This is a genomic window from Planomonospora sp. ID67723, assembly GCF_015711605.1.
Taxonomy (GTDB): Bacteria; Actinomycetota; Actinomycetes; order Streptosporangiales; family Streptosporangiaceae; genus Planomonospora_A.
The window spans coordinates 2,399,207-2,411,576 of the sequence record NZ_JABTEZ010000001.1; the positions used below are offsets into that span (position 1 = coordinate 2,399,207).

Below are 12,370 nucleotides of genomic sequence, written 5' to 3' on the forward strand. Positions count from 1 at the left end.
CCGGCGCAAGGGAAACGCCCGGTGGCCGAGGCCACCGGGCGTTTCCCTTGTCTCTTCGTCTCTGTTTCCCGCCTGTCCGGCGGCTGTACGGCTTGCGCCCGGGGTTGGGGACGCGAGCCGTACAGCCTTGCCGCCCGCTGTTCCGCTAGCGGACGTCGACGTACTCGTAGCCGGAGGTGGCACCGTAGGTCTTGCTGGTGCCGCTCACGTTGGCTCGCCAGTACGCGTCGAACTTCGGCTTGATCGTCTTGCTGTACTGGCCGCTGCCGGTCGCCTTGACGTAGTAGGCGAACTTCCAGCTGCCGCCCTTCTTCTTGTAGTAGAGCCCGACCATCTTGCCGGCGTAGGCCGAGCTGCCCCGGTAGACCTTGCCGAACAGGCGGATGGACTTGCCCTTCTTGACCTTGTTCGCGGTCACGTCGAAGGAGATCTTGGACTTGGCCTTCTTGGACGCGCCCCTCTGGACGGAGAAGGTGTCGGCCTTCTTGACCTCCAGGGCCTGGCCGCCTCGGGAGGCCTCCAGGTCGAGGGTCCAGTACCCGGTGGAGAAGGAGGAGTCGAAGTAGGTGTCGACGAACCAGGTGTTGGCGCTGCTGCCCTTCTCCAGGGTGATGTCGACCGAGTCGCCGCCGTCGTTGTTGTAGAGCTTGCCCTTGACCGTGGACGCGCCGATGACGTTGGCGCGGACCTTGACCTCGGTGTCACCGCTGGTGCTGATGACGACCGGGTCGGTGACCGAGGCGGAGACGAACTTGACCTGCGGGTCGACCGTCACCTCCTTGCAGCTCTCCTTGGTGTCGCCGCCGCGGCTGACCAGCAGGCGGACGAGCCACTTGCCGTCCTTGTTGTCCTTGGTGATCTTGAAGCTGCCCTTGAGCTTGACCGCCTCCGCCGGGAGCGTCGCGTCACCGGTGGCGGGCGGGGCCGGAACGGCGGGGAGGTCGCCGATCGTGGCGGCGTTCCAGGCGGTCTCGCCGACCCGCTGGAACTCGGCCTTGACCGCGGTGATGTTCCTCTCGACCTTCTTGGGCGTTCCGCCATCCAGCTTCCAGGCGTCCTTGAGGGTCGCCTCGAAGGTGATGGTGGCGTCTTCCTTGAGCGGGACGTAAGGGTCGTCCACGGTCAGCGCGGTGACGTCGGCGGCGACGAGGTCGCAGGCCATCGCAGCGGTCTTGTTCTGGGTGGCGAACGCTGTCGCCGTACCACTGGCGAAGACGGCAGCCCCCGTTGCGGCCGCCAGCAGCAGCCGCATTCCCTTCCTCATCATGGTCCCCTTACTCGGGTAAAAAAGTGGGAAAAGGTACAGTTTGGGCACCGGAGCCTAGTGGGACGCGCGTGACGCGTCTACAGATGCAGGTAACGGCCGCCTGGGAATGTCCCGTGGCCTGGAATGGTTTGAGCATCTGGCACACTGGTAGCCGAACCGCAGCGGTTCCGGTTCCCGCCCGCGCGCACCTCAGTGTGCTCCAGCGCGCACGCCGTAGCGGCGAGAGATGTGGCGACCCGGCGACCGCGCATTGGAGAGGACGAACGTTATGAAGCCCGACATTCACCCGGAGTACGTCACCACTCAGGTGACCTGCACCTGCGGTAACTCCTTCACCACCCGCAGCACCGCCAAGAGCGGCACGATCCACGCCGACGTGTGCTCCGCCTGCCACCCGTTCTACACGGGCAAGCAGAAGATCCTGGACACCGGCGGCCGGGTGGCGCGCTTCGAGAAGCGCTTCGGCAAGAAGTCCACGGGCCAGTAGCCCTCGTCCCGACGCCGGCCCGACACCGTCCCTCGTCCGCGAGGGGTGTGCCCGGGTCGGCGTTCGTGGTGATGAGGCAGGCTTGAAGGGCTCTCAAGGAAGAAGGACGTGCGGTGAACCTCGACGAGCTGCTCAGTGAGTACGCCGAGCTGGAACTCAAGCTCGCCGATCCCGCCGTGCACGCCAACCCCACGCAGGCGCGCACGCTCAGCCGGCGCTACGCCGAGCTGACCCCGATCATCACCACCTACCGCGAGCTCGAGGGAGTGCAGAGCGACCTGGCCACGGCCAAGGAGCTGGCCCCCGAGGACGAGGCCTTCGCCGAGGAGGCCAAGGAGCTCGAGGCGCGCGTCCCCGAGCTGGAGGAGAAGCTCCGGCATCTGCTCGTCCCGCGCGATCCCAACGATGACAAGGACATCATCATGGAGATCAAGGCGGGCGAGGGCGGTGAGGAGTCGGCGCTGTTCGCCGGCGACCTGCTGCGGATGTACCTCCGCTACGCCGAGCGGGTCGGCTGGAAGACCGAGATCATCGACATGACCCACTCCGACCTCGGCGGCTACAAGGACGTCACGGTCGCGGTGAAGGCCAAGGGCGACGACGGCGTCTGGTCGAAGCTGAAGTTCGAGGGCGGCGTGCACCGCGTGCAGCGCGTGCCGGTCACCGAGTCCCAGGGGCGCATCCACACCAGCGCGGCGGGCGTCCTGGTCTACCCGGAGGCCGAGGAGGTCGACGTCCAGATCGACCCGAACGACCTGCGCATCGACGTCTACCGGTCCAGCGGCCCCGGCGGGCAGAGCGTCAACACCACCGACTCGGCGGTACGCATCACGCACGTCCCGACCGGCGTGGTCGCCTCCTGCCAGAACGAGAAGAGCCAGCTCCAGAACAAGGAGTCGGCCATGCGCATCCTGCGGGCGCGCCTGCAGGCCATCGCCGAAGAGGAGGCCAACGCCGCGGCGATGGCCGAGCGCAAGTCCCAGATCCGCACGGTGGACCGCTCCGAGCGCATCCGGACCTACAACTTCCCCGAGAACCGCATCTCCGACCACCGGGTCGGCTTCAAGGCCTACAACCTCGACCAGGTGCTGGACGGGGACCTGTCGGCCGTCATCCAGTCCCTGCTCGACGCCGAGATGGCGGAGAAGCTCGCCGCCCACTCATAGAACGCGCCCATGACCTTTCTGCTGGACGAGATCGCCCTCGCCACCGCCAGGCTCGCCGAGGCGGGTGTGCCGTCGCCGCGCACCGACGCCGAGGAGATCGCCGCCTTCGTCCACGGCGTGCGGCGCAGCGAGCTGCACACCGTGGCGGACGCGGACTTCGACGCGCTGTTCTGGGAGGGCGTCGCCCGGCGCGAGGCCCGCGAACCGCTCCAGCACATCACCGGCCGGGCGTACTTCCGCTACCTCTCCCTGGAGGTCGGACCGGGTGTCTTCGTCCCGCGTCCGGAGACGGAGGTGGTGGCGGGCTGGGCCATCGACCGGCTGCGGGAGATGGACGTGGCCGCCCCGGTGGTCGTGGACCTCGGCACCGGCTCCGGCGCGATCGCGCTGTCCATCGCGCAGGAGGTCGCGCTGGCCACGGTGCACGCGGTCGAGGTCGACCCCGACGCCTACCGGTGGGCCAAGCGCAACATCATGGAGCAGGGCCAGGGCAGGGTGCACCTGCACCCTGCGGACCTCGCCGACGCCCTGCCCGAGCTCGACGGCCAGGTGGACCTGGTCGTCTCCAATCCGCCGTACATCCCTCCGGGCGCGATCCCGCGTGATCCCGAGGTGCGCGACTACGACCCGCGTCGTGCCCTGTACGGCTCGGGCAGCGACGGCCTCGACGAGGTCAGGGCCGTGGAGCGGACCGCCAGGCGGCTGCTGCGGCCCGGCGGGTTCGTCGCGGTGGAGCACGCCGACGAGCAGGGAACCCCGGTTTACCTGATCTTCTCCGAGGAGAACGGCTGGCGCGACGTGCGCAGCCGCCAGGACCTCGCCCGCAGGGATCGTTTCGTCACCGCCCGTTTCGGCCAGGAATGAGGATCGAACGCCGTGAGCAGACGCTATGACTGCACCGACGCGGAGCAGCGCGCCGCGGGACTGACCGACGCGGCGTCAGCCGTACGGCGTGGCGAGTTGGTGGTGCTCCCGACCGACACCGTCTACGGCATCGGCGGTGACGCGTTCACGCAGTCGGCCGTCGCCCGCCTGCTGGAGGCCAAGGGACGCGGCCGGGACATGCCGGTGCCCGTCCTGGTCGGCACCGTGCGTGCGGCCAACGCCCTGGTGGAGAACCTCGGGCCGTACGGCCAGGACCTGGTGGACGCCTTCTGGCCCGGTCCCCTCACGCTGGTCTGCCGGGTGAACCGTTCGCTCTCGTGGGACCTGGGCGACACCAAGGGCACCGTGGCGATCCGCATGCCGCTGCACCCGGTCGCCCTGGACCTGCTCAAGGACACGGGTCCGATGGCCGTCTCCAGCGCCAACCGCTCCGGAGCCCCCGCCGCGACCACGGCCGCCGACGCGGAGAAGCAGCTCGGCGACTCGGTCTCGGTCTATCTCGACGGAGGGCCCTGCGCGGACGAGGTCCCCTCCACGATCCTCGACCTCACCACCGCCGTGCCCAGGCTGCTGCGCCGGGGCGCGGTCCCGGTGGAGAAGCTGCGCGATGTGATCGGCTACGTGGCGACGGACGCCGACCCCGCCTCCGAAGACTGACCGCCTCCGAAGACCGGCCCGGCCGGGTACGGCCGGGTCAGCTCACCGTGTCCACCGCGTTGCCGCTCCCGTTCTCCTGCACGTAGTCGTCGACGCGGTCGTCCTTGATCGACTCGCTCAGGGCGCGCACCCCCGCCGGGTCGAGGTAGACGACGCTCTGGGAACGCTCCATGCCGGTGCCCTTCACCGGCATGGTGACGTAGTCCAGAGACTGGAGACCGGTCAGGTCGATCAGCCGGGACCTGAGCATCCCGGTGGTGACCCCCGCATCGACGCTGAAGGCCTTGGTCAGAGCGCGCAGCAGGTCGTTGACCTTGACGGGGTTGGTCAGCGTCTCGGCGCTGAGGACTTTGTCGGCGATGGAGTTCAGCAGGGCCTGCTGGCGTTTGATCCGGTCGAAGTCGCCGCCCGGCAGGTTGGCCCGCTGGCGGACGAACTGGAGCGCCTTGTCGCCGTTGAGGTGCTGGCGGCCGGCCTGCCAGGTCACGCGCCGGTGGGGGTCGTACACCGTCCTGGCGATGTCGACGTCGACCCCGCCGATCGTGTCGACGGCCGAGGAGAACCCCTGGAAGTCGATCGCGGCGTAGTGGTCGATCCGGACGCCGGTGGCCTTCTCCACCGTTCTGATCAGCAGGGACGGCCCGCCCCAGGAGAAAGCAGCGTTGATCTTCGCCTTGCCCCTGCCCGGGACCGTGACCCAGGCGTCCCGGGGGATCGACACCACGCAGACCCGGTTGTGACCTTCGGAGAGGTGGATCAGCATGATCGTGTCGGTGCGCTGCTGTCCGGGCTGCCACAGCCGCTTCCCGGCGTCCTCGCCGGTGGTCGCCGCCTCGGATCTGCTGTCGGTCCCGACGAGGAGCCAGTTCTCGCCGACACCCGCCTCGGGTGTGGGGCGCTCCGCCTCGCTGGTGGGCAGCGCGTCCGGGATGCGGGCGATCTCGCTGTCGAGGCTGGCCTGGAAGGCGTAGAGCGCCCCCGCAGCGCAGGAACCCATCAGGATCCCGGTGACGCCGGTGATGAGCAGGAAGCGGAGAGCACGACGCATCTGGCTGTCCCCAATCGAACTGGCGTCTCACGAGGCCGCCATGTGACCTGCCGATACTTTACGGCGCACTGGTATCAACGTGAACATTCCGTGCATCGACCTCAGGGACTGCGCCTTGTTCCCGCCGGCTATGCCGGCTGGGTATCACCGTGACGCGTGGCGGTCTCACCGGTACCGTGAAGTGGGCCGACACCCGGGAGACGCCCATGGGCAAGTTCGACGGAATGGACCCCGAGCTGGTCCGCGACCTGCTGTCCGAGGTGGAGCGGGCAGCCGGGCAGATGCGGACGATCGAGGGCCGGATAACCCGGCTGATGAGCGAGAACGGGTTGTCCGCCCAGTCCACCCACCGTCCCGTGCAGATCGCCGAGGCGTGCGACGCGATGGTCAAGGACGTCTCGGCGCGGGTGGTCCTGCTGGAGAAGAAGATCGAGCAGAAGACGACTCCCGCCCCGGCGCCCGGGACCGGGGAACCCGCGACGCCCGCCCCGAAAGCGGAGGCTCCGGAACGGGACGCCTCGAAACCGGAGCCCCCGAAAGCCGAGGATCTGAGACCCGCCGTCCCGGACTCCGGCGGGAACCCCCGCATCGAGGACCAGTCCGCCGACGATCCGCCGAAGCCGGATTCGGGGGAGAGGGATTCCGCACCGGATCCCAAGCCCGACGCCAAGCCCGACGCCGACTCCAAGGGAGACGAGCGCTCGCCCAGGGACGGCGGCGGGGCATCGGGTGACGGCCGTTCCGGCGCGCAGGACCCGGCACCGGACCCCAAGCCGGACGCGGGGCAGGAAAGGGATTCCGCGCCGGAGACGAGGCCCGACCCCAAGCCGGACGCCGACTCCGCGCCGGAAGCCAAGCCGGACGCCGACTCCAAGGGGGACGAGCGCCCGCCCAGGGACGGCGGCGGGACGCCGGGTGACGACCCGCTGGACACGCCGGAGAAGAACCATCCCGACGACATCGACCAGACGGGCGAGCTGCGGCCCCAAGTCGTCGAGGTCGACGGCGTCAAGGTGCTGCAGATCCCGCTCGACCCGCCCACCGCGGAGGAGGTCGAGGCGCTGCTGAAGGACATCGAGAACATCCCGCCGATGGACATGCCCACCGTGGACGGCGTCGCGGACGGCGCCGACACGCGGCCCGGTCAGGTCGAGCCCGGTGATCCCCTTCCTTCCGCCAAGCCCGAGTCGTCCGTTCTCGAAACGGCCGAACCGGCTCCCGGCCAGACGGTGCAGCCGCCGGGCACGGGCGGCGACACGGGTGCGGAAGGCCGGAGCGGAACCGGCGGGACGGCCCCCGGCGGCTCCGGCACGCCGGAGGAGGCGGTGGCGAGGTGGGCGAACGACGGCAGCGACGTGGTGTCGGCCCAGGCCGGGCGGCTGGACCTGGACGCGCTCAGGACACTGGTCGACAACGTGCGCGAGATCGAGCCGCTCGACATGCCCGGCGTCCAGGTCCCCGACGGGGAGACATGGGGCCGGGGCCCCTGGACGCCCATGGACGTCCGGCCGGACGGCCCGGCGGGGGAGGTGGACCCGGGCGACCCGGGCAGGCCCATCCCGCCCCCCGGCGCGTCGTCGGGTCCGTCGGGTCCGTCGGGTCCGTCGTCAGGTCCAGAGTCGGCGTGAGGAGCCTTCGGATGTACGCAGACCCGCCCGCCCCCCAGCCGCTCCAGCCGGGGGAGACCCCGCCGCAGGGCAGGAGGTCCGGCGTGCCGTCCCCGGAGACGGCCACGGCGTGGCAGTTCAACCCCGAATACCAGCGGCTGGTCGTGCTCTGGCAGCAGGTGCTGCCCATGCTGGAGACGCTGACCTCCTCCCTCGACAGGGCCTACCAGCTGGCCAAGAGCCGCGATGTCTGGGACGCCCCGGTGGGAGACCGCTACGTGGAGGACCTGGCGGAGTGGCGGGCCCGCCTCGGCCAGTACCGGCAGGCCATCCTCACCTCGATCAGCGACCAGGCCGCCGACACGCCCCGCTGGGTGCCGGCCGACGCAGGAGCTCCACACGCGTTCTCCTGATCCCGCCCTGACATGGGATAACGAGGGCCGCCGGGCTTACAGTGGGGAGGTGGGTCATCAGCCCGAGCCGCCGAACGGAGTGAGGCAATTGAGCTCTGCGCCGTACTACGGGCCAGATTTCGGCCTTCTGCTCAGGCAGGATCCGGAGATGGCGAAGGTGCTCCTCGACGAGCTCGACCGCCTGCGCGGCGGCATCCAGCTCATCGCGAGCGAGAATCTCGCCTCGCCGGCGGTGCTGGCCGCGCTCGGTTCGACGCTCACCAACAAGTACGCCGAGGGCTATCCCGGCCGGCGGTACTACGGCGGGTGCGAGGTCGTCGACCGGGCCGAGCGGCTCGCCGTCGACCGGGCCCGGCAGTTGTTCGGCGCCGACCACGTCAACGTGCAGCCGCACTCGGGGGCCTCGGCCAACCTGGCGGCCTACGCCGCACTGCTCCAACCGGGCGACACCGTGCTGGCCATGGCGCTGCCGCACGGGGGCCACCTCACCCACGGGTCGAAGGTCAACTTCTCCGGCAGGTGGTTCGACATCGTGGCGTACGGCGTGCGCCGGGACACCGAGCTGATCGACTACGACGAGGTCAGGGAGCTGGCGCTGCGCCGCCGGCCCAAGATGATCATCTGTGGCGCCACGGCCTATCCGAGAGAGATCGACTTCGCGGCCTTCCGGGGGATCGCCGACGAGGTGGGCGCCTGGCTGCTCGCCGACGTCGCGCATACCGTGGGGCTGATGGCGGGAGGAGCCCTGCCGTCCGCGGTGCCGTACGCCGACGTGGTGACCTTCACCACGCACAAGGCGCTGCGCGGCCCGCGCGGCGGCGGGATCATGTGCACGGCCGAGCTGGCGACGAAGATCGATCGGGCGGTGTTCCCGTTCGTCCAGGGCGGTCCGCTCATGCACGCCGTGGCGGCCAAGGCGGTGGCCTTCGGAGAGGCGCTCCAGCCGGAGTTCGCCGACTACGCGCGGCGGGTGGTGGACAACGCCCGGACGCTGGCCGACGCGCTGGCCGCGGAGGGCATGCGGCCGGTCTCCGGCGGCACCGACAGTCATCTGGCCCTGGTCGACCTGCGCGATACCGGGGTCTCCGGTGCGGAGGCGGAGCAGCGGTGCGCCGCCGCGGGGATCACACTCAACCGCAACGCGATCCCCTACGACCCCGAGCCGCCCACGGTGACCTCCGGCATCCGGGTGGGAACCCCCTGCGTGACCACGCAGGGGATGGGCGTGGAGGAGATGAAAGAGCTGGCCTCGCTGGTGGCCCGGGCCGTCCGCGACCCCGGCTCGGCGGGGGAGGTCGGGGAGCGCGTGGCGGCGCTGACAGCCGCCTATCCCGCATATCCCAGCTAATTATGAGTTGTTCTGTGCCGTTTTCCGGTCACAGTTGGCCGGACTATCCGGGAAACTAGGTCCGTGCGCGAATACCTACTGATGGCGCTCGTCGCGGCTGCGGCGACCTACCTTCTGGTCCCGCTGGTCCGCGTCTTCGCCATCCGCATCGGTGCGATGCCCGAGGTCCGCGACCGGGACGTGCACACCATCCCGACACCGCGCCTGGGCGGCCTGGCCATGTACGGCGGGCTGGTGGCGGGCCTGCTGGTGGCCGCCAAGCTGCCGTACGCCGGGGGGAAGCTCATGGAGGAGGCCGCGAGCGGAGGGAAGATCGTCCTCGGACTGATCCTCGCGGGCGGCCTGATCACGCTGACGGGCTTCCTGGACGACTGGTGGGGCATGGACGCCCTGATCAAGCTGGCCGGCCAGATCGGCGCGGCGGGCGTGCTGGTCGCCTTCGGGGTCAGCCTGCCCTGGATCCCGCTGCCCACCAGCATGGGCGGCCTCTACGTCCTCGACTCCACGCTGAGCCCGCTGATCACGATCATGGTCATCGTCGTCATGATCAACGCGGTCAACTTCGTCGACGGGCTGGACGGGCTGGCCGCCGGGATCGTGGGCATCGCGGCCATGGCCACCTGGACCTACTCCGTCGCGCTGTCCAAGGACTTCGGGAACACCAGCATCAACGTCACCGCCGCGGTCACCGCAGTGCTGATCGGCATGTGCCTGGGCTTCCTGCCGCACAACTTCCATCCGGCGAAGATCTTCATGGGAGACACCGGGGCGATGCTGATCGGCCTGGTCCTCGCCTCCACGATGATCACCGTCACCCCGCTCGACTCCAGCAGCATCAACCGCTTCCCCGTCATCCTGCCGATGCTGGTGCCGGTCGCGATCCTGGTGCTGCCGCTGCTCGACCTGATCATGGCGGTGATCCGGCGCACGTCCAACGGCCTGTCGCCGTTCGCCCCCGACCGCGGCCACCTGCACCACCGGTTGCTGGACATCGGGCACTCGCACCGCCGCAGCGTCCTGATCATGTATGCGTGGACGTTCCTGTTCGCCTTCGCGGTCGTGGCGATGTCCGTCGAGGGCGTCCCGCTGGTCCTGTTCCCGCTCACCGTGCTGCTGGCCGTCGGCGGGCTGGTGGCGATGGCGCTGCCGCGCCTGCGCCGCAACGGCGGGGGAGCGCACGCCGCCGGCCGTCACACCCGTCCCGGCGACGGGCCCGCCCATGAGCAGGCCGCCGCCCCGCAGGCTCCCGAGCCCTCGTCCGCGCGGGGGGCTCACACACTTCCCGCGGAACCTCCGCTTCAGCAGCCCCTCCGCCCGGCCTTCCCCGAGCCTCCGCTCCCCGGCGCGCCGTCGGTGGGCGATGACACGGCGGAGCTGTCGGCGCTGTCCGACCTGTCACTCAGCGCTCCCGGGACACGTTTCCCGACCGGTGAGACGCCGCGCTGACCACCTCCCGGAAACCGCTTGATCGTTTACTTGAAACGGCAGGTAAAGGCGCTCTTCCAAGAGCTTGTGATAGCTTTCACTAGCAGGCGTTGAACAGTACGAGGCCTGCTAGGTAGCAATCGCTCGCTTGATAACTGTCACTGGGAGTGCCGATGCAGGCCAACGACGTGCGCCTCCTGAAGGGGGCCGTGGTTCCCACGGCTCTGGCGGGGCTGGCCGTGGTCGTGGTCGCGGCCCTGCTGGCGGGCGGCAAGGGCGCGCTGGGCGCCGCGATCGGCCTGCTGGTCGTCTCGGTCTTCTTCACCCTCGGGCTGGTCGCGGTCTCCTACGCCAGCCGCGTGTCGCCGATGATGATGATGACCGCCGCGGTGGTGACCTACGCGGTCAAGATCCTGGCGGTCATGGCGATGCTCAAGGCCTTCGAGGACGCCACCGCGTTCGAGCCCAAAGCCTTCGGCTGGGCCGCCATCGTCTGCACCCTGGCCTGGACCGTCGGCGAGATGCGCGGCTTCATGAAGCTCAAGATGCTCTACGTCGACCCGGAGGGTAAGGTCCCGGGCCAAGGTGATCCCCGATGAGGATTAAGATCTCCTCGGGTGGGGTGGGGCCCGATATGACTAGCCCTCACCATGCCTGCTATCGTCGTGGCCGCGATGAGCGAGAAGAAAATCCGGCCCGAGGACGACGGCCGCGACTTCGCCGACGCCGCTTGGTCGATCCCCAGCTATCTGCTCTCCGGGATGATCTTTTACGGCGGGGCGGGCTGGCTGCTGTCCAAGTGGACGGGCGTGGTCGCCTTCACTCCGATCGGGCTGATTCTCGGTGTCGCTCTCGCCGTCTACCTGGTCTACCGGAAGTACGGCCGCTAGTCCTCGGCTGCGGCCGACTCGCCGACGAAGCCGTTTCGATCCACTACCACGTTGAAGGGACCGCCGCGTGAGCACGCTGACGCTCCTCACCGCTCCCGAGGACAAGTTCACGCCTCCGGGGCTGGAACTCTTCGACCTTCCGCCGATCATCGCCGGCGTCACCTGGTTCACCAAGCCGGTGCTCCTCGCGCTGCTGAGCTCGGTGATCGTCATCGCCTTCTGCTGGGCCGCCTTCGCCAACCCGAAGATCGTGCCCCGGGGTGTGCAGAACGTCGCCGAGATGGGCTACATGTTCGTCCGCGACCAGGTCGCCCGGCCGTTCCTCGGCAAGGACGCCGACCGGTGGATGGGCCTGCTGCTGAGCATCTTCTTCATGGTCTGGATCTGGAACCTGATGGGTGTCGTCCCCGTCTTCCAGTTCCCGGTCGCCTCGCACATCGCCTTCCCGATCGTGCTGGCCCTGAGCATCTACATCCTCAAGATCTACCTGGGTGTCAAGCACCAGGGCCTGGTCGGCTACTTCAAGAACATGATGTTCCCGCCGGGCCTGCCCAAGCCGATCTACGTGCTGATGGCTCCGCTGGAGTTCCTCTCCAACATGATCATCGCGCCCTTCACGCACGCGGTGCGACTGTTCGCCAACATGTTCGCCGGCCACATCATCCTGGCGTTCTTCAGCCTGGTCGGCTTCTGGTTCCTCTTCGAGAAGCTCACCCCGCTGGGCGCCCCGCTCGGTGTGATCGGTGTCGTCATGACGATCGCCATGACGGGCTTCGAGATGTTCATCCAGTTCCTGCAGGCGTTCCTCTTCTCGATGCTCGCCGCGATGTACATCGGCAACTCGCTCCACGCCGAGCACTAAGACCCACCTCGAATATCCAGACCGGCGATACCCCGCCGGCCGACCAGTAAAGGAAGAACAATGACGAACGTCCTCGCTGAGGTGACCGGCTCCCTCGGTTCCATCGGCTACGGTCTCGCCGCGATCGGCCCCGGCATCGGCGTCGGCATCATCTTCGGTCAGGGTGTGCAGGCCATCGCCCGCCAGCCCGAGGCCTACGGCCTGATCCGCCAGAACATGCTGCTCGGCTTCGTCCTCACCGAGGCCCTGGCCCTCATCGGTCTCGTCGCGCCGTTCATGTTCGGCCAGTAAGACCCGAATATCTCTGACGGAAGG

Annotated in this window: 13 protein-coding genes and 1 pseudogene; 12 read left to right on the forward strand and 2 right to left on the reverse strand. The window is 69.0% G+C overall.

The features are described 5' to 3' along the window. Window positions 1-145: 145 nt before the first annotated feature. Window positions 146-1,267: a hypothetical protein gene (locus HS041_RS11135; protein WP_196440382.1), complete on the reverse strand. Its 1,122-nt coding sequence runs from the start codon at window positions 1,265-1,267 to the stop codon at window positions 146-148. A gap of 268 nt (window positions 1,268-1,535) precedes the next feature. On the opposite strand from HS041_RS11135, the gene rpmE reads away from it, so the two are divergent. The 4 genes from rpmE to HS041_RS11155 all read left to right on the forward strand — a co-directional run bounded on the left by rpmE (window position 1,536) and on the right by HS041_RS11155 (window position 4,462). Then, window positions 1,536-1,754, forward strand: a complete 219-nt coding sequence (gene rpmE, locus HS041_RS11140; protein WP_196440383.1) for a 50S ribosomal protein L31 — start codon at window positions 1,536-1,538, stop codon at window positions 1,752-1,754. 113 nt (window positions 1,755-1,867) lie between these two features. Next, on the forward strand, window positions 1,868-2,920 hold the full coding sequence (gene prfA / locus HS041_RS11145; protein WP_196440384.1) for a peptide chain release factor 1: 1,053 nt from the start codon (window positions 1,868-1,870) through the stop codon (window positions 2,918-2,920). Window positions 2,921-2,929: 9 nt separating this feature from the next. Beyond that, window positions 2,930-3,784 carry a peptide chain release factor N(5)-glutamine methyltransferase gene (prmC, locus tag HS041_RS11150; protein WP_196440385.1) on the forward strand — a complete coding sequence of 285 codons (855 nt, stop codon included), beginning with the start codon at window positions 2,930-2,932 and terminating at the stop codon, window positions 3,782-3,784. A gap of 12 nt (window positions 3,785-3,796) precedes the next feature. After that, window positions 3,797-4,462, forward strand: a complete 666-nt coding sequence (locus tag HS041_RS11155) for an L-threonylcarbamoyladenylate synthase (protein ID WP_196440386.1) — start codon at window positions 3,797-3,799, stop codon at window positions 4,460-4,462. A gap of 37 nt (window positions 4,463-4,499) precedes the next feature. Here HS041_RS11155 and HS041_RS11160 read toward each other — a convergent pair whose 3' ends face one another. Continuing rightward, window positions 4,500-5,510 (reverse strand): LCP family protein, encoded by a 1,011-nt coding sequence (locus HS041_RS11160; RefSeq protein ID WP_196440387.1) that lies wholly within the window; start codon window positions 5,508-5,510, stop codon window positions 4,500-4,502. Between the two features lie 206 nt (window positions 5,511-5,716). Here HS041_RS11160 and HS041_RS11165 point away from each other — a divergent pair, with 206 nt between their 5' ends. The 8 genes and pseudogenes from HS041_RS11165 (at window position 5,717) to atpE (ending at window position 12,346) form a co-directional block, all read left to right on the forward strand. Continuing rightward, window positions 5,717-7,138: a hypothetical protein gene (locus tag HS041_RS11165; protein WP_196440388.1), complete on the forward strand. Its 1,422-nt coding sequence runs from the start codon at window positions 5,717-5,719 to the stop codon at window positions 7,136-7,138. Window positions 7,139-7,149: 11 nt separating this feature from the next. Further along, window positions 7,150-7,530, forward strand: coding sequence for a hypothetical protein (locus HS041_RS11170; protein ID WP_196440389.1), 381 nt, complete (start codon window positions 7,150-7,152; stop codon window positions 7,528-7,530). 88 nt (window positions 7,531-7,618) lie between these two features. Beyond that, the gene (gene glyA / locus HS041_RS11175) at window positions 7,619-8,878 is read left to right on the forward strand and encodes a serine hydroxymethyltransferase (RefSeq protein WP_304609515.1); all 1,260 of its coding nucleotides are present in this window, start codon (window positions 7,619-7,621) and stop codon (window positions 8,876-8,878) included. A 63-nt stretch (window positions 8,879-8,941) separates the two neighbouring features. Further along, a pseudogene (locus HS041_RS11180) lies at window positions 8,942-10,090 on the forward strand (MraY family glycosyltransferase); the annotation flags it as partial. 386 nt (window positions 10,091-10,476) lie between these two features. After that, window positions 10,477-10,902 (forward strand): Cg1360 family ATP-synthase-associated protein, encoded by a 426-nt coding sequence (locus tag HS041_RS11185; protein WP_196440392.1) that lies wholly within the window; start codon window positions 10,477-10,479, stop codon window positions 10,900-10,902. A 75-nt stretch (window positions 10,903-10,977) separates the two neighbouring features. Beyond that, window positions 10,978-11,193, forward strand: a complete 216-nt coding sequence (locus HS041_RS11190; protein ID WP_196440393.1) for an AtpZ/AtpI family protein — start codon at window positions 10,978-10,980, stop codon at window positions 11,191-11,193. Window positions 11,194-11,260: 67 nt separating this feature from the next. Beyond that, on the forward strand, window positions 11,261-12,055 hold the full coding sequence (gene atpB, locus HS041_RS11195; RefSeq protein ID WP_196440394.1) for a F0F1 ATP synthase subunit A: 795 nt from the start codon (window positions 11,261-11,263) through the stop codon (window positions 12,053-12,055). 60 nt (window positions 12,056-12,115) lie between these two features. After that, on the forward strand, window positions 12,116-12,346 hold the full coding sequence (gene atpE, locus HS041_RS11200; protein WP_196440395.1) for an ATP synthase F0 subunit C: 231 nt from the start codon (window positions 12,116-12,118) through the stop codon (window positions 12,344-12,346). Window positions 12,347-12,370: the final 24 nt, after the last annotated feature.

Bases quoted from the DNA above. Each gene is read 5' to 3' on its own strand.
- atpE (WP_196440395.1), top strand. From the start codon at position 12,116: ATGACGAACGTCCTCGCTGAGGTGACCGGCTCCCTCGGTTCCATCGGC.
- HS041_RS11170 (WP_196440389.1), top strand. From the start codon at position 7,150: ATGTACGCAGACCCGCCCGCCCCCCAGCCGCTCCAGCCGGGGGAGACC.
- HS041_RS11135 (WP_196440382.1), bottom strand. From the start codon at position 1,267: ATGATGAGGAAGGGAATGCGGCTGCTGCTGGCGGCCGCAACGGGGGCT.
- HS041_RS11165 (WP_196440388.1), top strand. From the start codon at position 5,717: ATGGGCAAGTTCGACGGAATGGACCCCGAGCTGGTCCGCGACCTGCTG.
- rpmE (WP_196440383.1), top strand. From the start codon at position 1,536: ATGAAGCCCGACATTCACCCGGAGTACGTCACCACTCAGGTGACCTGC.
- prmC (WP_196440385.1), top strand. From the start codon at position 2,930: ATGACCTTTCTGCTGGACGAGATCGCCCTCGCCACCGCCAGGCTCGCC.
- HS041_RS11185 (WP_196440392.1), top strand. From the start codon at position 10,477: ATGCAGGCCAACGACGTGCGCCTCCTGAAGGGGGCCGTGGTTCCCACG.
- HS041_RS11190 (WP_196440393.1), top strand. From the start codon at position 10,978: ATGAGCGAGAAGAAAATCCGGCCCGAGGACGACGGCCGCGACTTCGCC.
- HS041_RS11160 (WP_196440387.1), bottom strand. From the start codon at position 5,510: ATGCGTCGTGCTCTCCGCTTCCTGCTCATCACCGGCGTCACCGGGATC.